The sequence below is a fragment of the Paenibacillus sp. J22FR5 genome, from assembly GCF_059691975.1.
Map to the genome: position 1 here is coordinate 81,525 of NZ_JCAUAN010000011.1, position 24,665 is coordinate 106,189.

General features: G+C 45.6%; 18 protein-coding genes and 1 other annotated feature. Of the genes, 1 reads left to right on the forward strand and 17 read right to left on the reverse strand.

The genetic code is table 11. From position 1 onward, the window contains the following. Window positions 1–10 precede the first annotated feature (10 nt). The 13 genes from AC58P7_RS16330 to AC58P7_RS16390 all read right to left on the reverse strand — a co-directional run bounded on the left by AC58P7_RS16330 (window position 11) and on the right by AC58P7_RS16390 (window position 15,695). Window positions 11–886, reverse strand: a complete 876-nt coding sequence (locus AC58P7_RS16330; RefSeq protein ID WP_497344580.1) for a M50 family metallopeptidase — start codon at window positions 884–886, stop codon at window positions 11–13. Continuing rightward, the gene (locus AC58P7_RS16335) at window positions 879–1,754 is read right to left on the reverse strand and encodes a peptidoglycan DD-metalloendopeptidase family protein (RefSeq protein ID WP_497344582.1); all 876 of its coding nucleotides are present in this window, start codon (window positions 1,752–1,754) and stop codon (window positions 879–881) included. Before AC58P7_RS16335 ends, AC58P7_RS16330 begins: the two co-directional genes overlap by 8 nt. Window positions 1,755–1,867: 113 nt before the next feature. Continuing rightward, window positions 1,868–7,834 (reverse strand): alpha-amylase family glycosyl hydrolase, encoded by a 5,967-nt coding sequence (locus AC58P7_RS16340; protein ID WP_497344584.1) that lies wholly within the window; start codon window positions 7,832–7,834, stop codon window positions 1,868–1,870. Window positions 7,835–8,214: 380 nt separating this feature from the next. Next, complete coding sequence (locus AC58P7_RS16345; RefSeq protein ID WP_497344586.1) at window positions 8,215–9,363, reverse strand: FtsW/RodA/SpoVE family cell cycle protein; 1,149 nt, start codon at window positions 9,361–9,363, stop codon at window positions 8,215–8,217. 7 nt (window positions 9,364–9,370) lie between these two features. Next, window positions 9,371–10,165 carry a septum site-determining protein MinD gene (gene minD, locus AC58P7_RS16350; RefSeq protein ID WP_497344588.1) on the reverse strand — a complete coding sequence of 265 codons (795 nt, stop codon included), beginning with the start codon at window positions 10,163–10,165 and terminating at the stop codon, window positions 9,371–9,373. A gap of 31 nt (window positions 10,166–10,196) precedes the next feature. Further along, entirely contained in the window at window positions 10,197–10,856 is a 660-nt protein-coding gene (minC, locus tag AC58P7_RS16355) for a septum site-determining protein MinC (protein WP_497344590.1), read from the reverse strand. A 72-nt stretch (window positions 10,857–10,928) separates the two neighbouring features. Next, window positions 10,929–11,456 carry a rod shape-determining protein MreD gene (gene mreD, locus AC58P7_RS16360; protein ID WP_497344592.1) on the reverse strand — a complete coding sequence of 176 codons (528 nt, stop codon included), beginning with the start codon at window positions 11,454–11,456 and terminating at the stop codon, window positions 10,929–10,931. A gap of 13 nt (window positions 11,457–11,469) precedes the next feature. Beyond that, window positions 11,470–12,321, reverse strand: coding sequence for a rod shape-determining protein MreC (gene mreC / locus AC58P7_RS16365; protein WP_497344593.1), 852 nt, complete (start codon window positions 12,319–12,321; stop codon window positions 11,470–11,472). Window positions 12,322–12,354: 33 nt separating this feature from the next. Continuing rightward, window positions 12,355–13,389 (reverse strand): rod shape-determining protein, encoded by a 1,035-nt coding sequence (locus AC58P7_RS16370; RefSeq protein ID WP_497344595.1) that lies wholly within the window; start codon window positions 13,387–13,389, stop codon window positions 12,355–12,357. Between the two features lie 36 nt (window positions 13,390–13,425). Then, window positions 13,426–14,115, reverse strand: a complete 690-nt coding sequence (radC, locus tag AC58P7_RS16375; protein WP_497344597.1) for a RadC family protein — start codon at window positions 14,113–14,115, stop codon at window positions 13,426–13,428. Window positions 14,116–14,225: 110 nt separating this feature from the next. Then, on the reverse strand, window positions 14,226–14,675 hold the full coding sequence (locus AC58P7_RS16380) for an RrF2 family transcriptional regulator (RefSeq protein WP_497344599.1): 450 nt from the start codon (window positions 14,673–14,675) through the stop codon (window positions 14,226–14,228). A 120-nt stretch (window positions 14,676–14,795) separates the two neighbouring features. Continuing rightward, window positions 14,796–15,398 (reverse strand): Maf family protein, encoded by a 603-nt coding sequence (locus AC58P7_RS16385; RefSeq protein WP_497344601.1) that lies wholly within the window; start codon window positions 15,396–15,398, stop codon window positions 14,796–14,798. 54 nt (window positions 15,399–15,452) lie between these two features. Continuing rightward, window positions 15,453–15,695 (reverse strand): DUF4321 domain-containing protein, encoded by a 243-nt coding sequence (locus AC58P7_RS16390; RefSeq protein WP_497344603.1) that lies wholly within the window; start codon window positions 15,693–15,695, stop codon window positions 15,453–15,455. A gap of 254 nt (window positions 15,696–15,949) precedes the next feature. Between AC58P7_RS16390 and AC58P7_RS16395 the strand changes: the two genes are divergently transcribed. Beyond that, a complete protein-coding gene (locus AC58P7_RS16395) occupies window positions 15,950–17,191 on the forward strand; it encodes an N-acetylmuramoyl-L-alanine amidase (RefSeq protein ID WP_497344605.1) in 1,242 nt (413 codons plus the stop codon). Between the two features lie 53 nt (window positions 17,192–17,244). Here the strand turns inward: AC58P7_RS16395 and AC58P7_RS16400 are convergent, their stop codons facing one another. The 4 genes from AC58P7_RS16400 to AC58P7_RS16415 all read right to left on the reverse strand — a co-directional run bounded on the left by AC58P7_RS16400 (window position 17,245) and on the right by AC58P7_RS16415 (window position 24,231). Further along, window positions 17,245–18,570: a hypothetical protein gene (locus AC58P7_RS16400; RefSeq protein WP_497344607.1), complete on the reverse strand. Its 1,326-nt coding sequence runs from the start codon at window positions 18,568–18,570 to the stop codon at window positions 17,245–17,247. Window positions 18,571–18,730: 160 nt separating this feature from the next. Further along, a complete protein-coding gene (murC, locus tag AC58P7_RS16405) occupies window positions 18,731–20,119 on the reverse strand; it encodes a UDP-N-acetylmuramate--L-alanine ligase (RefSeq protein ID WP_497344609.1) in 1,389 nt (462 codons plus the stop codon). Window positions 20,120–20,126: 7 nt separating this feature from the next. Then, entirely contained in the window at window positions 20,127–21,500 is a 1,374-nt protein-coding gene (locus AC58P7_RS16410; RefSeq protein WP_497344611.1) for a bifunctional folylpolyglutamate synthase/dihydrofolate synthase, read from the reverse strand. 70 nt (window positions 21,501–21,570) lie between these two features. Further along, the gene (locus AC58P7_RS16415) at window positions 21,571–24,231 is read right to left on the reverse strand and encodes a valine--tRNA ligase (protein WP_497344613.1); all 2,661 of its coding nucleotides are present in this window, start codon (window positions 24,229–24,231) and stop codon (window positions 21,571–21,573) included. A 104-nt stretch (window positions 24,232–24,335) separates the two neighbouring features. Next, window positions 24,336–24,595 (reverse strand) — a binding site (T-box leader). Window positions 24,596–24,665: the final 70 nt, after the last annotated feature.

Sequence of the window (24,665 nt, forward strand, 5' to 3'; positions counted from 1 at the left end):
ACCAGTTATTTTACATGAAAAGATCGGAAACTGCACTCCCCGGTTTTTTTCCATCTAAATAACCGCCGACGATTTGCTGCTCAGGCAGCACAGCTTGAATGCGCCCTACTTCGTTAACGACATAGATCAAGTGATACCTTTCTCGCATAAAAAGCTTCAACGTCTCGGCCATCGTTAGCTGCTTCGTAATGACAATGGGCTGCGCTCTTGTACCGCGGCTCAACAGCTGTCCAACCCGGAATCCGCGTCCCATGAGGAAGCGAAGAAAATGGTACGGTATTTGCCGGTAGGCATACCAATTTGACACCAAAAGAAATAAGCCAATGACGAGAATATTGATAGGCAGATGACCTTGCATAAGTTGTATAATCGCCATCACAATGATCGAGACGCTCAGTATCATACTGATCCAAACCGAATAGACAATCGTGTTATGGTACGACATGATATAGCCTAGCAAGCCTTGCATCACTTTGCCGCCATCGAGCGGCATTACGGGTATCAGATTGAATAAGCCGATCATGAGATTGGCTTCAATGAAGTAGTCCCACCAGTTACCACTGCCGATATCGAGCGATTTCATCAGCAGCGCCACCAAGATCATCCACACGTGCTGAAGTGGGCCTGCCAAGGCGACGATCAATTCCTCTCGTGTTGATGTTGTGCCTAGCTCATCAACAATCAACACACCACCGAAAGGCAGGAGTTGTACTTCTTGCACCCGCCAGCCGAAGCCTTTTGCGGCAGTTAAATGACCAAGCTCATGAATGAGAACAATAGCGAATAAGGTGATAGCCTCTAGAAAATACCCTGTCAAGGCACAGCCAATCATGATCAGCGTAAATAATGGATGAAATCGATATTTGGTCCCCGCCCATTTAATCAAAGGTAATCACATCCGATGGGTTGATCGTCACGCCCTCTTTCATCACAGAAAAGTACATAGTCCCTTTTGCTGGATCTTTGGCGGATGCCTTACCTATGGGCTCTCCAACCTTCATCCAATCACCTACGGCTACACTTGCTTCACTAAGTCCCCCATATAGAGATTCCAAACCTCCTGGATGACGAATCATAATTGTTAATCCCGTATCCGCCGCTGTGCCTGAGAAAATGACCTGCCCCGTGTCCATCGCATACACCGGCGCAAACTCCGCGGTGCTCAAATTGACTCCCTTATGGAGCGTCCCATCGTATCGAATGATCACCGCGCCCTTCGCTGGCGCGAACAAAGTGCGCTTCGAGGTACTTACGATAACCGCTTCACTTCCAGTACGGTTAAAGCTCGGAATAAAGGAAGGTGAGCCGCCGAACTTCTCGGAATACCAAGCGGAAAAGGCCGTAAAGTCATACGATTGCGTAAGTGCTGCCGTGATATAGAGCTTCCCCTTGATTGCCCAAGGCTTGTCTAGCTGAAACATGCCATACACAGCCGCAAATATCACGCCACTGATAAGCAGTTTGAATGCGATCTTGCGAGGAGACGGCGGCGTGAACAACCCTCTTTCGTCATCATCGTTTGCAGTATCCATCATGATTTTCTGTCTCCACGCAAATTCAGGGTCCTCCATACGCCTTCTCCTGTCAGAATCAGCATATAGTGGCATTTCGTCGTTCGGACGTGTTGGCAATATGTATTCGGCCGGCTGAGAGGATCTGAGTGAGCTTCCGTTCCCAAGAGTTGCTTCCGACGATTCTCGCAAATGGCGAAGTCGTTCTAATCGGCGCTGCTTTACTTTATCTTTTATAACCATAGAATCCCCTCCTTATAGACTTCCATTAGTACAGCCTATGAGCGAATGGACAAGATTATGTGACAGTTCCGGCGTACAAAAACAAGCTGCCTCACGGCAGCTTGCTACAAATCTTAAGGGTGAAGCAAATTGTAGATGACCTGTGCGCTTTCTGCACGAGTTGTTATGCCTTGTGGAGCAAATGTATGTTCATCTCTGCCATGTAACAATTCCAAACTGACAGCTGTTTGAACATTATTTTGCGCCCAATCGCTTATCAAATTAGCATCCGTAAAGGATGTCGCCGTACTTGGCAAAGTTGGCTTGGAGCCTCCATGCTTCACTTCGTATGCGCGCACAATCATAGCAGCCATCTCTTCACGCGTAATGGGCGCTTCTGGAGCAAAATGGTGCTCATCACGTCCGGAAATGATGCCAAGGTTAAATGCAGTTGCAACGGATGCCGCATACCAAGCACCTTGCTCAATATCCTCGAATGGCTGCGGACCTGCGGCCTCCTTACCTAATGCTCTTATTAGCAAAGCAGCAAATTGTGCTCTAGACACTTTGTTATCGGGAGCGAACAGCGAGTCTGTCATTCCATCTACGATATGTTTGGCACTTAGCTCCTTGATAACAGAGAAGGCCCAGTGATCTGCTGGCACATCTGTATAGATCTTATCAATTTGAAGAGCTGCATATTGACTAAAATGACTCACATTAACAGTCAGCGTGTCGCCTTGAATCGTTCCACCAACATATTCGATCGTACCATCATCACGCACGTAATAAACAGCTGTGAGCTTATGGTCAGCTCCTGGTAAGAGCTTGAAAGTTAATGTGATGGGTTTATCAAAGTGCGTCAATGTGTAAACCTTATTCTCTTTTGTTACGACAGACAAGGTGAACTCATACACCGTACTGGCGAGGGTTACCCCCGGCTGTGATAACAACTTCTCATTATCCGCCTTGCTTACAGGCGTTGCAGTCAAGTGAATCTGAGCATCTTGCAGTGATTCTACAGGAACAAGTCCTTGAACAATTTGCAATACCTCAGAAGGCAACGTGACAGATACGTTTTCTTTTTGAAGAATAATCGGGGCACTCCCCGCACTTTTAATAACAGCAATAGGAATCCGGATCCCGTTGTGCCCAGCATCTACATCCACGGTCAAACTGCCGTTGGCATTTTTCTTGAAATCTGCTGAAGTCACCAGTTGATCATTATCACCTTCTGGTTCAACTGGAGTTGGGTTCAACAGCGGTGAATCTGGTGCCGATGCATCCTCACTCGTCCTCGTCACGGATATTGTAACCGTCTTGGTTGCTTGACCTTTCCTACCTTTGTCTTCATACCATGGTTGGTTCAGTGTTTCCATACTAGGTTCAATATGAAGCACAAACGTATTTAATCCGGTTTTCAAAGGTACGCTGCTAATCTCAACATTCCCGTAGGCATCCATGCTGCCCGCAGAGATCGGTGTCCCGTTAATCGTAAAGTTGACTCCATACGGTACCACAGCTTTAAGCTTCATCGTACTGTCTGCCGTAGAATAAACAATATCATCACCGAAGGATATCCGGGGCATCGAAATCGACATCGGCATATCGACCCATCGAAGCACGTTATCCTCCACAACCATTTTGTTATCACCTTGATTGGAAATGGTCAGATGCATGTTCGTATTTTCAGAGCTATACGCCCAATTTCCGTAATCCGTCGTATCATTCTCTTGGCGGGTATGGCTTGTGAAAGCTTCTGTGTCCCAAGTACCTCTCGTATATTTATACTGAATGGACTTACCTGCCATCATCTTAAAACTATACTCCACGATTCTACGATCCGTAGCTCCGCTTGGCACTTGCAGTTGATTACCGCTTGAATTCCAGTTATTGAAATCACCAGCAATGAAGATACCATCCGTGGATGGCGTATAGTCGGGAAGACGCAGTCTTAGTAGAACGTCCACCATAACTAATTTCGGCATCACAGCCCGCTCCTCCGAGAAAGCACGGTTATAGCCTCCATCGAAGGCAGCCACCAGATACGTATATGCAGTATCGTTACTTACGGCATAGTCAATATACGTCATTTGCGTCTTCGCTACTGTTGCAATTTTATGATAGGTAGCCTCTGTAACTGTTTTTTTATAAACCTCATAGCCCATGACCGATTCATCCGCCAACGTCCAGTTAAGACCTACGCGATTGGATTCCACGTTAATATTCGCAAGCGTTGGAGCACCAGGAGGTGTTTGATCTTCTATGTTTGTATACACTTGAACTGATACCACAGGCGACTGTGTAAAATGCTCCCCATTATCCATGGAGGCTTTCACATAATAATCATAGAAACCTGACTCCGTTGGTTCAAAAGATGCCCAATACACTTTATTGCCTGTAGAATCCGACTCGTAACGAAGCTTAGTCTCTTGTGCATAAGCTGGATCTGAGCCTTGTTTATAGTAAGCCAAGCTAGCAAAGAGATTCGCTGCTTCCTTCCCATTGTAGGCTGGATCATTCGTAACTTCATCAATGCCAATTTCAACTTTAATTTTGCCCACCGTATGGCCTACTTGTAAGTAAACAGCATCCGTAACGGAAGATGGCGTGCCTATATAACCAATTGAAAATGCTGGAGTAGCCGAAACCATATCGCTTAGGAAGCTCTCTCCACTACCTTTTACCGCCGTTACCGCGTAATAGTACTTCGTTCCGTTGACAATAGCGGTATCTGTAAATGAGGTCGTTGCTGTTGTCCCAACTAGCGTTACTTGACCACCCTCAATAGCAGCCCGATAGATATGATAGCTTGCTGCCCCCGTTACAGCATCCCATGTCACATCAACACGATGGTTGCCGCCAACTGCTGAGCTGTTCAACACTTGTGGAACAACCTGCAAATCAACCGTGGACACCATCATAAGTCCGGTTTGCGCCGGAATGGTTAATTCAATCCCTCCATTCACAACTGAACCTTGCACTTGACCATAGAGTTGATCGGCTAAGGTTAACCCTTCAGGTAGGAATCCAGCAACATCAGCACGTACCGTTTTGGCTTCCGAGTTGCGATTAATGACCAGTAAAGCGCCCTTCGACTCATTTTTGCGAGCATAGACAATGACATCATCCTGCGCATAGGCAACCTTAAGATCTCCCGTGCGGAAAACAGCATTCTCATTGCGAATCGCTGCCGCTTTCTGGTACACATTTAAAATGCCTGCATAATTCCCGTTTCCGGTATAGGTTCCATCCACTTGTTCTGTCACACGTTCCCACGGGAACGTTCTGCGAGAATCAGGATCCTTCGTGCCCGTTAACCCTACTTCATCTCCGTAGTATATGGTCGGTGCGCCAGGATATCCCATTTGGAAAATTGCTGTAAGTTCTTGCAGCTCCAACGCTCTCGCGCTGGCCTCAGGGGCAATCTGCAGATGCTCTTCTTCCCATTCTGGATGATCGTAGATCGTCGCCGAACGCGTAGTATCGTGAGAATCCACTAGGTTCAGCATCGCTTGCCAAGCTTCTTTCGGATAATCTTCACGTGCGGACTCAAGCTTCGCATTAAGTAGGGCGCTGTTTCCCGTATTCATAAAGCTTTGAATGGCATTACGGAAACGGTAGTTCATCACCGAATCAAACTGATCGCCTAGAAGGAACCTCGTGGCTACTCCCCATTCTTCGCCTAAAATAACCGGATCTTCAATGGGATCTCCATTCCCATCTAGTAAACCTTTCGTTGATTTGACAGCTTCACGGAACTTCTGCCACGTACCGCTGGACACATCAGGAGCCACATCGAGGCGCCAACCGTTTGCCCCCATCCAGAGCCATCTCTGTGAGTTCGCGGCTTGCATTTCTGTTTGTGCATCGGCAGGGCTCAGACCCGACACATCATGACCAATCACCATATCGCGATAGTCGATATTGTTCCACTCATGCTGACCTGGAAGTGACATGGTATCCGCTGGCAGCAATTCGGTTGCCACGGTTTGCGGGTCCTTCGCATCCATCACAGGAAGGGAATCATACCCCCACCAAGCGTCATACTTGTAATGCAAGTTCACCCCATCTCTGTCTTTGACCTTTTCATTTAAAACCGTAAACCAACTCGTATATTTGAAGTCTTCTGGGTATTGATAGTGTAGACCCGTCATTGGATTGATTTGAGAGGTAAACACCAACTTAATCGCGTCTTCCGCCTGTTGTTTAGTCTCATTCGTCACTTTCATTCGATCATACACCTTCGACCAGTACTCATAAGCACCAATCTCCGGATATTTCTCATAACGATCAAAATAAATCGAATCATCCCCAACATGATTGAAGACCCCATCATTAATGACCTTAATACCTACTGCTTTCGCTGCTTTCGTGAAAGTAAGAAACGCTACATCGGATGCTTCGCGTGTCTTCGTATAATCTAATCCTGAAGTAGGATCATTAGGGGTATTGTAGACAGGGACCCCGAACATTGGATCCAAATGCTTATAATCGGTCGCATCATATTTATGATTAGAGGCTGCCCAAGAAACAGGGTTTAGATAGACAGCTGTAATGCCTAGTGCTTTCAGATAGCCAAGTTTCTGCTGAATACCTTGAATATCTCCGCCATAAAATTCATTGGTCCATGCTCCATCGGTCTTAGCATCTGGAAAATAAGGTGCATTTACCGGTGTTTTCCGATCCGGGTTTTCAGGGATATCACCCCAAGTTCCCCACACTTGATTGCTGGCAGGGTCACTGGTCACACCTCCATCGAAATATTGCAGCTTTTGCCCGCCTTTGGAGGTAGCGTACTGGCTTTCCAATGCGCCTCTTGCGCCATCTACGAGCTTGGCCCGGTTGTTATCCGAATTTCCATCAAAGAAACGATCCGGGAAAATTTGATAGACGACCGCATTTTTCATCCAATCTGGCGTTTGGTAATTCGGATCATAAACGGTCAAATTATACGGCAAAGCACCCTCATCACTCGTGCTGCCTGTTCCGCCACTGGCGCCATCATCCCCGTATTCGATCTTGGTAGTCCCATCCACGAGAATAAATTTGTAGCCCCAGATCCCAATTTTTCCAGCGAACGTACTTTTGGGAATCATGACTTCGAAATAATCTTTGCCTTCTACCGTCGTTGCCTTCTTCATCATAAAAGCATTCGAAAGACCGTCCGGAGCTGTCAGCTCAGCCTTAGCAAATTGCACATCGCCTTTGTTCGCCGAAATCCGGAGCGTCACGTCTTCATTGCCCGCTTTGATTGCGCCAAAAGGCTTCTTATACGTAATGGAACGGCTGTCAAAAGCCAGCCCATCCTTCTTAATCTGCCCATCAAACACACTGTCCTTCGCAATGTAATCATGCGACAGCACCTTGTTTACAGCAGAGTAGTCTATCGAAAATGTCACATTCGCCTCGTCTAACGTTACAAGCTTGAGATTCCCATTGCCGTCTGGCACACCATAATCATTACCGTTCCAATCATTTGAAAAAGTGACCTTGGCTTCATAACTTCCTGGTGGAACCGTGCGTTGCAGCTTATAGACCGTGCCATCGAGGTTATAGTCTACAAAAAATTGTGCCGCCTCAGTAGGAGCCCATTCATGCTCACCAAACAATTTCTGAATGGAACCTACTAATCGGGGCCACTCGTTATCAGCCTTTTGCGGTACATATTGCTCCAAGCCATGAACACTCGGAATTGAAATTTTCGCCTTATTCAGCGCTTCGTTGATATAGAACTTCACTTTCGTGGCGCTTGCGAGATCGAAGGCAAAATTGTTGCCGCTATCACTAAAGCCATCCCATGTTCCATTCTTAACAAATTTGAATTCATAATGTCCAGGTTCAAAATCACGTGAATACTCATAGTAATCGCCAACGATATGCTTCATCTTGGTGTCAGGATTTTGGTTGTTCCAACCTTGAAAGCTTCCAGCTAAATACCATTGCGTGTTGCCACCTGGTTGTTCAATGCCAGTTTCCACAGGAATCTCCGCTGCATAAGCCCGTAACGGAAATAAACCTGCCATCAACTGGACCATCAGCAACAGTGTTGTAAGTAGAGCTGTGTACGACAAGCCTCTTTTGGATGATGATACCTTCATGAATGCAATTCCTCCTTGTTTAAAATAGTGCAAACGTTTGCGCAAATAGAAGAAAGAAACCCGCCCATTTGAACGCAAAAACCCCGCCATCTCGAGACTGAGATAACGGGGTTGTTCCGAACGGGGGCACCGTCCAGAAAGCATTGCCCTTAGGTTTTAAAAACGTTTTAAAGCATGTATTTGTAAAATAACTATATTTTGAAAACGCTTTATTGTCAATTTATTTTTGATTTAAACATTGATCGTATATCGTGCCAAAATTTGCGCAAACGTTTGTTGATTTGCATGAAAACGGCATTCCCACGCCTTCGTCGAGGCGCTTCAAAGCGCAAAAAAAGCCCGCAACCCACGAGGGTCACGGACTTTTCGAGTATCGCCCATTAAAACAATTCAGGTGCACGCTCCTGATGCAGCTTCACACTCATAACAAGCCCAAGTGAGAGCATATTGATGAGGAGTGACGTTCCTCCGTAACTAACGAAAGGTAGCGTAATACCGGTCAACGGCATAATTCCGATCATCATTCCGACATTTTCGAATATTTGAAATACGAACATGGATACAACGCCAACGACGATATAGGCTCCGCCTAATTGAGAACTTTGAATAGAGATCAGGATCATCCGGTAAATAAGTAGAAAATAAATAAGCAATAGAACCGCAGAACCTCGAAAGCCGAACTCTTCTCCAACGACAACGAATATCGAATCCGAATAGGCAAAGGGAATAAAATTACTGTGCACGGATGTTCCCTTTAAGAAACCTTCACCTTCCAGCCCGCCTGAACCAATGGCACGAACCGCATTACGAACCTGATAATTATCATCAGCGGACACATCCTGCGGATAGAGGAACGTATCAATACGATCCATCCAATGGCTGAAGCCGTACCCTTTAAGCATCTCGAATAAGCTATCATGAAAATGTTTATACAGCGTCAGCATGAGAAAGCCGGCACCGACCACGACAAGGATACTAATGAGTACTTGAGAATACTTGATATTCCCGATCCATAGCATCCCCAGCAAAATAATAATAAATATGATCGCATTTCCTAAATCCGGCTGAATAAGCACGAGGACGAAAGGGACTAGAACGGCCAGCCCGACGGGAATAATGTCATTTGTCACTTGAAGCAGGTCTCCACCACGCTTGGCAAGGAGAGCCGTGATACAAATAATCAGGATGAGCTTGACGAGCTCCGCAGGTTGAAAGGTCAACCCGCCTGGAAGCTCAAACCAGCCGCGTGCTCCATGAATTTTCTTCCCGAAAAAATAAACGGTAATTAACGATACAATCCCGATCCCATATAAATAAGGAGCAATTCGAATGAGTACACGGTAATCAAATAAACTGCAGCATACAAAAGCGATTAATCCTACCGCATAGAGCGCCAAAATCTTCATAATGCCGATGTTAATCGTCGGATGGTCAACAGAAGCACTGTATACCATCATCGTGCTTATGACCATAAAGGCGAACAGAATGACAACAATTGGAATATCAATGTTTTTCAGCTTGGCAAACACAGAACCCTCATCCTATTCCAATAAACTTTTTCATACGTTTAACCCAACCGGTTCTATCCTCAAGCTGCATGAGCGGCACCGTATCGCCAACAATACGCCGGGCGATATTCCGATAAGCGATGGCTGCGCGCGATGAAGGATTCATCACCGTTGGCTCACCTAAATTAGCGGCCTTAATAACATGCTCATCATCCGGTACGATTCCTAATAAATCAATAGCAAGTACCGAACAGATTTCGTCGATGTCCAGCATCTCGCCCTTTTTCACCATCTGAGGACGAATACGATTAATGACAAGCTTTGGTGAAGATATTTTCTCATTTTCCAGCAGGCCTATGATCCGATCCGCATCACGTACAGCTGCATTTTCCGGTGTCGTCACGACAATTGCTTTGTCTGCACCAGCAACCGCGTTTTTGAAGCCCTGCTCGATCCCAGCGGGACAATCAATAATGACGTATTCGAAATCATTTTTGAGCTCTAATATTATCGTCCGCACTTGTTCTGGAGATACGGCATGCTTGTCTTTCGTTTGTGCTGCCGGCAACAAATACAGCTCGTCAAACCGCTTATCTTTAATTAACGCCTGTGGCAATCGGCAACGCCCTTCCGCAACATCCACAAGATCGTAAATAATCCGATTTTCTAAACCCATTACCACATCTAGATTACGTAAACCAATATCCGTATCCACCATGCATACTTTCTTACCAAGAAGTGCAAGTGCAGTCCCCAGATTAGCGGAAGTCGTCGTTTTACCAACGCCACCTTTACCTGAGGTGACAACGATAGCCTCTCCCATATTCCTCACCCCAGACCTATATTTTTACCAGCTATTTGACAGGAGCATCCGGCCAAATCCGATGTAGTTGATGCAGCTTATCGATTTCCATTTTACCTTCTTTGACATAAGCAAATTCCATAAAAGCCTCTTCGATTCCCCACTCATCAGGAGAACGACTAATAACTCCGGCAATTCGTAATTGCGTTGGACGCATGTGAGAAGCAGCAATGATCGCTTTCTCATCTCCATCTGTCCCCGCGTGAGCCATACCACGAAGGGAACCCATGATGTAAATGTTCCCTGTGGCTGTAATATTACCACCTGGATTAACATCACCTAAATAAAGTAAATCGCCTTCATTATGAAGGGTTTGTCCCGAACGGATCATCCCTCTAAGCGTAGTCATGGTAGCCTTAGGCTCCACTGGTGCCTCTACCTTAAGCGGTTCACTTTCGATAGATTGAATCAAGAGATTCCCCTTCTGCTTAATGACAGAACGAATCTCTTCCTTCTGCTCATCTGTGGCCTCGCGGCTGCCTAATTTGATATTCACATGAATAATAGGTCCCGTTAATATTTGTTGATGCGTTTTCTCGAGTTTATGCTGCAGTTCTTGCAACAGCTCTTGCCAATCGCATGCGTCATTTAGTAAAAAAACAAGGCCATCCTTGACCCCTTTTATCATCACATGGTGCTTCGCTACAGACATAATGGCATGACGACCTCCCAACCTATACATTTCGGCCCTTGTTCTGGTTTCTCCTGCTTATCGCCTGGAAAATTAATCTTCCTTCCCTGAAGCCGCGAGCCGCTTTCCTTCTAGCAGTTTGCGAATGGGAACGTAGCAAATCAAGGCCACAAGTAAATTAAAAAGAACACTTGGGAGCATGTAATGGGTGAGAGCAAAATTTAAGTCAATTGCAATCAGCTTAAATAAGCGATTGATCCCATAATTCAAAAACTCAAATAATAGTAAACCTAAGCTTGTTATGAGCAAGTTGTAAAATATTAAATTAGGCTGCTTTCGTTGAGCGAGTCCCGCCAAATAGCCTGCAAGCCCCATGCCAAATGAGTATACACCTAGCATAGCTCCATAATAAGTGAAATCTTGCAACAATCCAAACAGAAGCCCATAAAGTAAAGCAGCATGACGATGATGGAAAAGTCCGATAAATAGAATGAAGACCAAGGTTAAGTGCGGAGTTACATAGACAATAGATTGCCAAGAGGCTGGCAACAGCCAAACGACTAAAGTACCTTGGAGAATAAATAATCCGAACAGGATGAGCCATAAGACATGTCTATTCATTTGTCGGCTCACCTCATTTCACTTCCGGAACTTCAACAACGAATACTTCACGAATGCGATTAAAGGAAGCCTTCGGCTTCACCATCACTTTGTAAGTAATACCAAACTCTCCAGGCCCAATAGACGAGATCGTTCCAACTTCAATCCCTTTAGGAAAAACCTGTCCCAATCCTGAGGTAATAATCATATCTCCGACTTTCATGTCGTCCGCATGTTCGACCTTATTCATCACCAATTCACCTAATTTGGGATCATACGACTCGATCATCCCAAATGGCTGTGTCTCATTCCCTTTCACCGTAACGGCAATCGCTTTGGAGTTATTATCCGTATCATTGGTTTCCGTTAGGAGTTGAACATTGGAGTGAAAGCCAAACACTTTACTCACTCGACCTACTAAGCCATCAACCGTCATGACCGCCATGTTTTCCTTAATCCCATCTTTATCACCTAAATTAATCGTTACGGTGCTATTGTACGGATCCGGATCAATGGTTACAACCTCTGCAATACGATAGGTGTAATTGTTAGCTTGCCGCTGGCGTTCTGTGAAGCCTAACTCTTCCGTAAGCCGTTTGTTCTGTGATTCTAGCTCATTCAATCGCTGTGTATCTCGCGCATACTGCGTGAGTGTCAGCTTCAATGTTTTATTTTCTTCATAAATGACTCGCAGCTGCCTGATATCTTCAAAGAAACCCGCTACCTGCGCAGCGGGCTTGTACAAGAGTCCTTGCGTCCATGAAACGGAGTCTTTGACAAATTTCTCAGGCCATGTTATTGGCCCTCGATTACCGAGCGTTAGTCCCATAAGAATAAAGAAACAGACTAAACCGGACATAAGAAAAATAAGTCTTTTATTTCCCATGAATTTAAACAAATTAGCACCTTCTAACGATAATTAACCCTTATACCTTGAACCAGAACCTGATTTGTTCTTAAATAAATGAATATTTTCTAATGCGCGTCCCGTTCCAATCGCAACACAATCTAATGGATTTTCGGCAACCAATACCGGCATCCCCGTCTCTCTTGCTAGAAGACGATCCAGATTACGAAGTAATCCGCCTCCACCTGTTAACACAATCCCACGATCCATAATATCCGCTGACAACTCAGGTGGACATTTCTCAAGTGTGACCTTCACTGCTTCCACAATGGCACTTACCGTGTCAGACAATGATTCCGTAATTTCGGCCGACGTTACACTCATTGTTTTCGGTAAGCCGCTAACGAGGTCACGACCACGAATCTCAATGGATTCCGTCTTCTCCATCGTGAGCGCCGAACCAATCTCGATCTTCAACGTTTCTGCTGTACGCTCTCCGATCATGAGATTGTAAGTACGTTTAATATACTGAATAATGGCTTCATCCATTTCATCGCCTGCGATACGTATGGATCGGCTGGTAACAATGCCGCCAAGCGAGATGACTGCAACTTCCGTTGTTCCACCGCCGATATCGACGACCATACTCCCTGTTGGTTCCCATACAGGCAGATCCGCACCAATTGCAGCAGCGAACGGTTCCTCGATCGTGTAAGCTTCTCTTGCTCCTGCTTGCTTCGTTGCATCTTCAACAGCACGCTTTTCTACGGCTGTAATACCCGAAGGTACACAGACCATAACATTCGGATGTCGTGGAAATAACCAACGTTGCTTCTGCGCTTGTCGAATAAAGTAACGAATCATGGTTGCTGTCGTGTCGAAATCGGCGATGACGCCATCTTTCATCGGACGAACTGCACGGATATTACCAGGTGTGCGGCCAATCATCTTTTTAGCAGATTCACCTACTGCCTCAATTGTTTTCGTATCGGTACGAAGGGCGACCACAGAAGGCTCCCTAACGATAATTCCTCTGCCTTTCACATACACCAATGTATTCGCAGTACCCAAATCAATCCCTAGATCTTTCGTAAAACCACCAAACATACAAACGGCTCCTTTCCTGTTGCGTGTTCTATTATATTACATAAAGCCTTGTTCCTTCAAACTTATAAATCTCTGATCTCCAATGATAACATGATCTAACACTTCAATACCAATTATTGCTCCAGCTTCTACTAATCGACCAGTCAGACTAATATCTTCTGGGCTTGGTGTTGGATCCCCACTGGGATGATTATGTACACAAATGATGGAGGCACTGCTTCGTTTGATAGCCGCCCGAAACACTTCCCTCGGGTGAACAATGGATGCATTCAAGCTGCCCATAGACAAGGTTTCCTGTGCGATGACATGATTCTTCGTGTTCAAAAACAAGCAAACGAAATGCTCTTTTTGTAAATATCGAAGATCCTCACTCATCAAATCCGCGATATCCTTCGGAGAACGAATAGTGACTCGCTCTTCGTACGAGCTTTTGGCCAACCTGCGGCCTAGCTCAATACCCGCTTGAATTTGCAACGCCTTCGCATCACCTATGCCCTTGATTTGAGTTAGCTGATCCTTACTCATATCAACAAGACTGCGAAGCCCGCCGCTTTCGCTTAGAATCCGGCTAGCCAAATGAATAGCGGATTCTGCTATCGTTCCAGTCCTTAATAAAATGGCAAGCAACTCGGCATGACTTAACGCCCCCGCTCCCAATTGGAGCATACGCTCTCGCGGTCTATCTTCGTTCGGAACTTCTCGCAGCATCAAGTTTGAGCTTTCCATGTATTCCCCTCTTCCGTAATGTAGGTTGTGTTACTTGTCACTATCCCATGCATGCGGGTATAAGCCCTAAAAACAACATAAAACCCCCGGATTGTGAGATCCGAGGGCTTCTAGGATAGAGATTCTTTATTCGATTTCGGGCATTCTAAAGTCCTTATTTGTTCTAACATACTGCCGATGGTATGGCCTTCAAAGTAATTTTCCATTTGCTTCTCTGCGTCGGTGAAAACCTTCCCCATCAATTTATCCATTTTGGATGAAATCATACAAGGTTTGGTCTCATCACCAGAGCACCAACTTGGCTTTAAGGTACCTTGACACGTTAATCGGTATATCTCCCCAAGTGTGACTTCCTCAGGTTTACAACTCAGTATAAAACCGCCACCAATGCCTTCCTTCGTTGATACATAGCCTGCTTTTCGCAGAAAGCCCATAACTTTACGAATTCGTGCAGAATGAGTAGATACATTTGCTGCAATTTCTTCGCTAGTTGCCATATGATCTGGCAAGTGAGCTAATAGAACGAGGCTGTGGACGGCAATTGTAAATTCGCTGTTCATGGCTGATACCTCCAGAAGAATGCGAAGTCATGTCGCTTACTGTCATTGTAACCGTTACAGATTAGTCAGTCAATCTAAATACCCTATTTCGGACTCGAATGGATATACTTGGAAATGCAACTACAGAACTTGAATTTCGAAGTTCAGAAGCAAATCACTTAGCAAAGATAGCGGCAGTCCTACAACCGTGAAATAATCCCCTTCGATGCCACTGATGATGGTAGCCCCAATCCCTTGAATCGCATAAGAGCCTGCTTTATCTTTCGGTTCCCCTGTAGCTATGTAGCGCAGTATTTGCTCGTCGGACATTGGCTTCATACGTACATACGTTACACTATGGGATACAACTTCCTTCCCTGTTTCCGCATCCACACAAGCAACACCACTATAGACTTGATGGGTATTCCCTTGCAGCCCTTTTAGCATCCGGAAGGCATCCTGTTCATCAACCGGTTTGCCAAGAACTTCTTCGTTATATACCACAACCGTATCCGATCCGATAATAATCCCATGCTTATCTTGGTCTTCCAACATGTCTCTGACTGTTGAAGCTTTACGCAAAGAAAGCAGCTCAACGAGCTTAGACGGCTTTATTTTTTGTTCGACGGTCTCATCCGCGTCACTCACCCGAATAATATAGGGTAGTCCGAACGATTGGATGAGCTCCTGTCTACGCGGCGATGAAGAAGCAAGAATAAGTCTGTGATGATCAGGGCTAGACAATATAAACAACTCCTCAGTATAGTTATACGTTTTTTGAAGCTCTCACATATGTCACTAGAGTTTCCGATAAAGGAGATAGGCTCCTACTAATCCAATAATACTGCATAGGTTTAGCTTCACCAAAAGATGAAATTCATATTTCAAGACTTGCAGATCCGCTTTGGGCTCCCATGAAATTTGAACCGATTTGGTTAGAAATGCGAGAGCAGGAACGGGCGCCAGCAGCTGGCCGATAATAATCCCGGTAATTAACCCGACGATTAGAAAAATGAGTAATGCAAACGTGCTTTTTTTCATTCCTGTCATCCTCTCCATGTATGTACAAGCCTATTATACGGGGAAACACCTCTTTTTTCCATGTAAAATAAACGTCACACCTTCCATCTTGGAAGGATGCGTTTATCCAAAAATATAGCCTGCTTATCATGTGAAACGCATAAATGCTATATTTCAAAATAACCGGCTGACGCCGTATAAAAAAGATGGTGATTCTTACCTGCTTACAGCATAGGCCGATCTTAGTAAGATAGTTACCGGAGGTAAATTCAACTATGACGCTACTCAAACGACTTATCCTGTTCACTTTATTACTCACAATTGCCTTCCCCTATCATGCATTCGCTTACAAAGTAGTGCTTGATGCCGGGCATGGCGGAAGTGATCCAGGAGCAACAGGTATCAATGGTCTCCATGAAGCCGATGTCACTCTGGACATCACGTTAAAGGTACGGAAAGCACTTCTTGATCGCGGTTACGAGGTCGTCTTAACACGAACGAACGACACCTTCTTATCACTCGCTCAGCGTGTTGAATTTACGAATGAACAGCAAGCTGATTTATTCGTATCTATTCACGCCAATGCGCATCCGAGCAGCAATGCAAATGGAACGATGGTGCTTTACTACGACAATGCATACCCGCAAGAAGATTATCCAGCAAGCAGCACAATGACCAAATTAACACCTTACAGTAAAGATTTAGCTCAGCATGTGCAGGACGCTTTACTTGCTCAATCCGGAACCAAAGACTTAGGTCTAACACCAAGCGCTGTCTATGTGACCCGAATGGGAACAATCCCGAGCATTCTAGTAGAAACGGCCTTCCTCACCAATAAAAGTGATGCTTCTTTGCTAGCTAGCGATGCCATGCGTTCCAAGATGGCTATCGGAATAGCCAATGGGATTAGTGCTTATGAACCCCCCCTTTTTACCGATGTACTTGTACATTGGTCAAGATCTGCTGTTCTTCGCATGAAGAATAAAGGTATCATCGAAGGCATGGGTAACAATTATGAGCCTGACCGCGCGCTAACGAGAGCTGAATTCCTCACCTTAATGGATCGCGTATTCACATTCAGCAAACTGCCAGCAGCATGTGATACAACAGGAACTGTAACTTCCAGCGTTTACGGCTGCGGAACTGGAGCAACAGCTACAGCCAAAAGCTACTCCGATTTACCTGCTTCTCATTGGGCTAGCGCTGTTTTTGCCAAAGCGGGGAAATTAAACTTACTGCAAGGCTATGCAGATGGGACTATTCGCCCTAATCAAGCGATTACTCGCGGGGAAGTCGCTTATTTATTCAATCAGCTCCTGCAAATGTCCTCACCTGCAAAGCAAACAGCTAACAAAGCTTCATTTGATGATGTACCTAATTCGCTATGGAGTGCATCAGCTATCTACACATTGAAAGAAAAAGGCATTATTAATGGCGTATCGGATACTTCCTTTAAGCCAGATCAGACGATGACTAGAGCAGAAATCGCCGCCCTGCTCGATCGATACGTGAAGTAAATGTAAAGCCGTGACCCCGAACTCGTAAGAGTCTAGGTACACGGCTTTTTGTTTTATGCTACGCTAATCGTTTTGAGCAGCTCTTTCTGAGCAATAATGTATTGCATCAAAGAGGATTGGGCTTGCCACATCAAGGCCTGAGATGGCGTTTTTTTGTATTCTTCCATAGATTGAACGGCACGATTGATCGCGGTTGTCATTTTTTGCAGCGACTGTTTCACGTCATCACCTGCTCCGTCACTAAGCCCTGTTCCAAGTGTAATAAGGGCCTGATGCGATGCTCGGATCGACTGTAAGGAAGCATCCGTTAATGCGGTTGGCTTCGTTTCTGCCAGATGGATTAGTGTCAATCCGCTTATAGTATTAACGAGCTTATCGCCATCCGCAATAAAATTAGGAACTGACTCTGGCTTAGCACCAGACCAACGAATCCCAGTTACCGCCGGGAAATCCACGTTTTTCATAAAAACCTCGATGGTTTTATCCGTTGCCTGAATACCTTGTCGCAGAGCAATCGCATCTTCCTTCGTCTTCGCAAAGCCAACAAACACAGTCAGCTTATCGGAGTTATCCATCGCGGACGCCAGCCCCTTCTTACTAAGCGAATCCTGAACGGCTTGAGCGCCCTGTAAGGAGCTGAACACGCCGTTTTGCAAGAACGTATACGACTTACCCGGGATTTGCACAGACGTAACAGCTAACGTTGTCGCAGGTAACGCTACATCCCCTGCGCTAGTTTGTGCTTTGGAGGTTGATGCAGCTGTTTGAGTATTTGGCGATGCCACTGTGGTTTTGTTCAGGTTAGGTGTCGCAACATTCGTGTCCCCATCCGAAGAGAACATGGAAAGAACGAAAAATCCGAACGCGATACCAGTAACGACCGCACCAGCCACGGATGTCGCAATCCGAATCCAGGGTGTGCTGGATGATTTGGCATATCGAGCTCCTGTACTTGGTTCTCTATAAGGCTCTTTTGCGTTCCAGCTCGACCATTCGTTTGGTGATTGCATGGGTTCCATGTCATCTCGAGTCGCAGAAGGTTTCGTGTGATGCTGAGACTCCCTGGATATCTGTGTTTCGCGAATGATCCGCTCGACGCGCTCTCCCTCTGATTCAATCGGAGAATTCCAGGTCCCGAAATCCGTTGTAAACGTATTTAGTGCATGTGATTCGAACAATGACTCCACTTGCTCTCTTTCTGCTTGCTCGTAAGGCGTGACTTCTTTCAGAACATGATCCGCCTTCGAGTCTATAACTTTAAACTCTTCTTGGTAGAGTGGGATGACATTCTCCTCATGATCATGAACCCGCGCTGCTCTGCGTGTTGATTCTGCCCCTTCCTTGGGGTCGAATCGATAAGTGATTCTAGCTTTTTTCATTCTCTTCCCACACTCCTCATCATATGTATGTTAGAAACGGGCATATCGCCGTATCATCTTGTCCTAATCTTCTGTTACTAGAGTATGAGAGAGAAAAGCTTATTATGATTCTTCCAAGAAAAAAGACCGCCTCCAGCCAACGGCTCAAGCGATCTTTAGTTTACGTATGCGATTCGTATTTCTTGCGTAGTGATTTAGCTAATCCATCGGCTGCTTTCCAGATGTCGCCAGCCCCCATCGTAAGAACCAGGTCACCTGGTTGAACGTGATCAATCAAATACGTCAGCACTTCATCACGAGTGGCAATGTGCTGAACATTCGGGTTGCTGTTGCTGCGTATCAGCTCAACTAACCTCACGGAGTCAACACCTTCAATCCGCTGCTCACCTGCCGGTGAATAAATATCCGTAATAATAACTTCATCCGCTTCTAAGAAGGAACGGCTGAACTGCTCGAAAAGGTAATAGGTTCGCGTGTAACGTTGCGGCTGAAACACGGCGATAATCCGTTTTCTAGTCGCTTTAGCTGCCGAAATGGTAGCTTGAATTTCTGTTGGATGATGCGCATAGTCATCAATGACCAAGATGTTTTCAACTTCGCCAAGCACTTGAAATCTCCGCTTGGCCCCGCGAAATTCCTGAATCGCTTCAGCAATGTTCTCGAAGGAAAGACCTGCTTCTAAACAAGTAATCAATGTTGCTAGCGCGTTGTAAACATTATGTTTACCAGGCACCGATAAGCTAACTTGACCTAGAGATGTACCCTTGAAATCTACTGAAAACGTTACCTTACGGTCACCTAGTGAGATATCCCGTGCCACATAATCCGCTTCCGTTTCAATCCCATAGGTAATCACTTGGCTTTGAATTTCTGGAATCATTTCGCGCAGGAATACATCATCATGACATACAATTGCTTTGCCGCCTGGTCTTACTTGGCTTAGAAATTGTTTGTACGCTTTTTTCAAATTTTCGAAATCGCCATTGTAATTTTCTAAATGGTCGGCTTCGATATTGTTCACCAACGCGAGGGTTGGATGATATTGAAGGAATGTTCCATCACTCTCGTCCGCTTCCGCAACAACGTAATCCCCTTTGCCTGCTTTGGCATTGCTGCCGACATTCATGATTTCTCCACCGATAATATATGTTGGATCGCTTCCGCAAATCTCCATCACCAAGGCAATCATGGAGGAGGTTGTTGTCTTCCCATGGGCACCTGCAACGGCAATCCCCTTGCGTTCATTCATCAGCCTTCCCAGCATTTGTGACCGATGAATAATGGGAATGTTCAATTGCTCTGCTGCTTGCATTTCCACATTATCTTTGGATAACGCGGTTGAATAAACAACCAGATCGGCTCCTGATACGTTAGTTGCCTCATGGCCAATAAACACTTGAGCACCTTTGGCTTTCAGTTTCTCAGTAAGCTCTTGCTGTGCTAGATCAGATCCGGAAATCCGGTATCCCATTTCGAGCATGACTTTGGCAATGGCACTCATGCCGTATCCGCCGATTCCTATAAAATGTACGTGTTCTGCTTGACTCACGCCGTTCTCACCATCCTTTTTCAGAATCGGTTTGATAGGTTATCCAAGAACGAACATCAGAGATTAAATACAGCGTGCCGGATACGACCGCCAGATCATCCTGCTCAGTTCTATTTGTTAATAAGGTTAAAGCTTTCTTCCAATCGCGTTCTACAACAATGTCGACCTCACGATTCATCTCACGAAGCAAACCACTGGCGATATCAGCGAGCAGGGAAGCATCCCCTTTTTTATGAAAATTAGCTTCTGTAATAATAAGAGTATCCACCAATGGTAGTATATGCCTTAAGTAGCCTGTATGATTCTTCGTCGCAAGCATTCCAATCATCATATGAAGCTTCTTATAGCTGTACACATTTTGAAGCGCTGCGGCCAGTGTGGCTGCCCCTTCCGGGTTATGAGCCCCATCGATAAGGATACGCGGCTCTTGTGAAACCATCTCTAGCCTACCCGGCCATTTCGTTCCCACAAGACCTTTTTGAAGATCCGCATCGTCCACAATCGTTGCATAATATTGACGAAGAACCTCAAGTGTCATGACGGCTACTGCCGCATTCTTCAATTGATGCTCACCATTTAATGTGATGGACAGCTCCGGTATAGGTCGAAAAGGTCCGTTAAACTGGAAGCTTTGACGATCCAACTCGCTGTTCACTTCGGTCAACGTAAATTGATCACCAAGTGAGTAAAGCGTGGCTTTCTTCGCCTTCGCCGTTTGTTCAATTACGCGCCAAACATTCTCTGGTTCAACCGCAGTAATGACAGGAACTCCTGCTTTAATAATTCCTGCTTTTTCAGCTGCTACAAGCTCCAGCGTATCACCTAGGATATCCATGTGATCATGGCCTACGTTCGTAATGACGGTAACGATTGGATTCACGATATTCGTGCTATCCAGCCTTCCCCCGAGTCCTGTTTCCCATACCACATAATCGGGATAAGTGACTTTTCCGAAATATAGAATCGCCAGTGCAGTCGAAATTTCAAACATCGTTGGCGGGCCAACCTCAGTTGCTGCAATCTCATCCACAATCGGTTTCATCTCATTTACCAAACGAAGCAAAACGTCATCCTCAATGTCAGCACCATTTACTTGAATACGGTTAGTATACCGAACTAAATACGGTGACGTAAACGTGCCTACATCATAGCCGCACGCCTGAAGCACAGAAGATAAATAAGCGCATGTAGAGCCTTTCCCATTCGTTCCGGCTACATGAATGAACTTCAGCCTGCGTTCAGGGTGACCCAGCTTTTCCATTAACAATTCCATGCGCCCAAGGCCCGGCTTCATACCGAGCTTCTCCATCCGTCCAACGATCCAGTCAATGGCTTCCTGTGCGGTTTGGAATTCATCCGCAGTGTTCTTGATTTCATCCATAGTTCTCATCCTCATTTACTATATGAATCACCTTGTAGACGAACCTAGGCAATCGTATAATTTGCGCTCTCTATGACTGTAACTCCGCTAATCGAGCGATCACTTTATCCCGCTTATCTGCATAATCTGCAAGCTTAGCTTTCTCTTCTTCAATCACCTTGGCAGGTGCCTTGGCCACAAAGCCTTCATTGCCGAGCTTTTTCTCAATTCGCTCAACTTCACCGTGTAAGGATTGAAGCTCTTTATCCAAACGCGCAAGCTCTTGTGTGATATCGATCAGGCCTGCTAACGGTAAGTACAACTCAGCACCTGTGATTATCGCCGTCATCGCTTTGTCTGGTGCCGCCATGGCAAGGTCAATTTGAAGCATAGACGTATTGCAGAAGCGCTTCAGGTATTCCTCATTTTTGCGGAGAATTTCCTGCGTTTCTTCACTTGCCGGTTTAATAAGGAGCTCAACTTTCTTACTCATTGGTACATTCACTTCGGCACGGATATTACGAACGGAACGAATCGCTTCCATCAAAAGCTCCATCTCACGAATCGCATCCCACGCTTCAAAGGCTGCGTTCTCTTTCGGCCAAGCCGCAAGCGTAATCGTATCGCCGACATGTGGCAAGTGCTGCCAGATCTCCTCTGAGATAAACGGCATGAACGGATGAATTAAACGTTGCGTTTGATCTAGTACATAAGCGAGAACAGATTGTGTCTGTTTTTTAGCCGCTGGATCCGTACCGTATAAGCTCAGTTTACTGAACTCAATGTACCAATCACAGAGATCATCCCAGATGAAGTTATAGAGCAGACGTCCTGTTTCACCAAATTCGTAGCTATCGATTAAGCGAGTTACATCACGAACCGTCTCATTTAAACGATGCAAAATCCAACGATCCGCTGTACCTAAATGACCTGTTAAATCGATATCTGCTGCGGTTACGCCTTCCAAATTCATCAAAGCGAATCGGGATGCGTTCCAAATCTTATTGGCAAAATTACGAGCTTGCTCTACCCGCTCCCAACGGAAGCGAAGATCTTGACCTGGTGTGCTGCTCGTTGAGATCATATAACGCATCGCATCAGCACCGTATTTCTCAATCACTTCTAACGGATCGACCCCGTTTCCGAGGGATTTGGACATTTTGCGGCCTTCGGAATCGCGAACAAGACCATGCATAAGCACATCCTTAAACGGAATTTGGTCCGTAAATTCGAGTCCTTGGAAAATCATCCGAGCTACCCAGAAATAAATGATATCGTAACCAGTTACTAGGACACTCGTTGGATAGAATCGCTTCATATCTTCGGACTCGTTCGGCCACCCTAATGTGGAAAAAGGCCATAAGGCTGAACTGAACCATGTATCAAGAACATCATTATCTTGTTTAAGATTCGTGCTTTGACAATGCGAGCAAGCCACAGCATCTTCACGAGTAACCGTGATTTGGCCGCAATCCGCACAATGCCAAGCAGGAATGCGGTGCCCCCACCATAGCTGACGGGAAATACACCAGTCGCGTACATTTTCAATCCAATTCAAATACGTTTTCTCGAAGCGGTCCGGAACAAAATTAACACCGTTGCCTGATTTTTGTGCTTCAATCGCTTGATCAGCAAGTGGCTGCATTTTGACGAACCATTGTGTGGACAAGTAAGGCTCAATCACAGCCCCACTGCGCTCACTATGTCCAACTTGGTGAACATGCTCTTCGATTTTGATCAAAACGCCTTGTTCTTTCAAATCAGCCACAATTTGCTTACGGCACTCGAAACGATCTTGCCCTTGGTACGGGCCCGCATTCGCATTCATCGTTCCGGATTCGTCCATAACAAGAATTTGCGGAAGATTGTGACGTTTCCCAACTTCAAAATCATTTGGATCATGTGCAGGCGTGATTTTAACAGCGCCGCTGCCGAACTCTTTTTCAACATAATCGTCGGCAATAATCGGAATTTCGCGATTGACAATAGGAAGCAGCAAGGACTTCCCAATGAGGTGCTTATAGCGCTCATCCTTCGGATGAACAGCAACCGCCGTATCGCCTAACATCGTCTCTGGACGCGTTGTAGCGACTACGATGGAGCCTGAACCGTCAGTCGTTTCATATTTCAAATGATACAGCGCACCTTGCACTTCTTTGTACTCAACTTCAATATCGGAAAGAGCCGTGCGTGCCGCAGGATCCCAGTTAATAATATAGTTGCCGCGATAAATCAGGCCTTTCTCGTGCAAACTTACGAAAACCTCACGAACCGCTTGTGAAAGTCCTTCATCAAGGGTGAAGCGTTCACGCGAGTAATCGAGAGAAAAGCCCATTTTCGCCCATTGCTCGCGAATCGTATCTGCATATAATTCTTTCCACTCCCACACCTTCTCCAAGAACTTCTCGCGTCCCAGATCATACCGCGTTTGTCCTTGTTCGCGAAGCTTCTGCTCTACACGTGTTTGTGTTGCGATACCCGCATGGTCAGAACCCGGCAGCCACAGTGTGTCAAAGCCCTGCATCCGCTTGGTACGAATGAGAATATCTTGCAGTGTAAAATCAAGTGCATGCCCAATGTGCAGCATACCTGTTACGTTCGGAGGCGGTATCACGATCGTGTAAGTCTCCGCGTCAGGACGATTGCCCGCTTTGAAAAATTCATTGGTAATCCAGTAATCGTACCACTTACGCTCCGCTTCTTTGGGATCATACGTAGTAGGCATTTCCGTTTGTAGTTTGGCTTCGGTCATAAAAGTACCTCCATATCTGGTTAGATATTATTGTGATGGCAAGCTTACATTTGAAGAGATAAAAATAGAGTAGAGCAAATAGACACAAAAAAACCTTTCGCCCAAAAAAGGACGAAAGGTATATCTTCCGTGGTACCACCTTCATTTCATGCACTCGCCCCAATAGCAAATAACATGACACTTAAAACAGATAACGGCTGCGACCGGAAAATGCTAATGCATGCGAGATCATTGACTCGGCGATTGCACTCACATTTACTGCTCCAGGGCGACTTCGATCGGATGTATCCTGAGGAACCTCTCAGCGCTGCAGTTCCACTCTCTGAAGGGCGTTCCGACTACTACTCCCTATCTTTGCAATTCCATATGTTGGTTTGAAAATGATTTACACTATATGATAACGAACATTTGCCCCGTAGTCAATATGTAACAAG

Excerpts from the sequence above, each read along its gene's own strand:
- AC58P7_RS16370 (WP_497344595.1), bottom strand. The coding sequence starts at position 13,389 with ATGTTTGGTGGTTTTACGAAAGATCTAGGGATTGATTTGGGTACTGCG.
- minD (WP_497344588.1), bottom strand. The coding sequence starts at position 10,165 with ATGGGAGAGGCTATCGTTGTCACCTCAGGTAAAGGTGGCGTTGGTAAA.
- AC58P7_RS16395 (WP_497344605.1), top strand. The coding sequence starts at position 15,950 with ATGACGCTACTCAAACGACTTATCCTGTTCACTTTATTACTCACAATT.
- AC58P7_RS16335 (WP_497344582.1), bottom strand. The coding sequence starts at position 1,754 with ATGGTTATAAAAGATAAAGTAAAGCAGCGCCGATTAGAACGACTTCGC.
- AC58P7_RS16415 (WP_497344613.1), bottom strand. The coding sequence starts at position 24,231 with ATGACCGAAGCCAAACTACAAACGGAAATGCCTACTACGTATGATCCC.
- AC58P7_RS16410 (WP_497344611.1), bottom strand. The coding sequence starts at position 21,500 with ATGGATGAAATCAAGAACACTGCGGATGAATTCCAAACCGCACAGGAA.
- AC58P7_RS16400 (WP_497344607.1), bottom strand. The coding sequence starts at position 18,570 with ATGAAAAAAGCTAGAATCACTTATCGATTCGACCCCAAGGAAGGGGCA.
- AC58P7_RS16390 (WP_497344603.1), bottom strand. The coding sequence starts at position 15,695 with ATGAAAAAAAGCACGTTTGCATTACTCATTTTTCTAATCGTCGGGTTA.
- mreC (WP_497344593.1), bottom strand. The coding sequence starts at position 12,321 with ATGGGAAATAAAAGACTTATTTTTCTTATGTCCGGTTTAGTCTGTTTC.
- AC58P7_RS16340 (WP_497344584.1), bottom strand. The coding sequence starts at position 7,834 with ATGAAGGTATCATCATCCAAAAGAGGCTTGTCGTACACAGCTCTACTT.
- radC (WP_497344597.1), bottom strand. The coding sequence starts at position 14,115 with ATGGAAAGCTCAAACTTGATGCTGCGAGAAGTTCCGAACGAAGATAGA.
- AC58P7_RS16380 (WP_497344599.1), bottom strand. The coding sequence starts at position 14,675 with ATGAACAGCGAATTTACAATTGCCGTCCACAGCCTCGTTCTATTAGCT.
- minC (WP_497344590.1), bottom strand. The coding sequence starts at position 10,856 with ATGTCTGTAGCGAAGCACCATGTGATGATAAAAGGGGTCAAGGATGGC.
- mreD (WP_497344592.1), bottom strand. The coding sequence starts at position 11,456 with ATGAATAGACATGTCTTATGGCTCATCCTGTTCGGATTATTTATTCTC.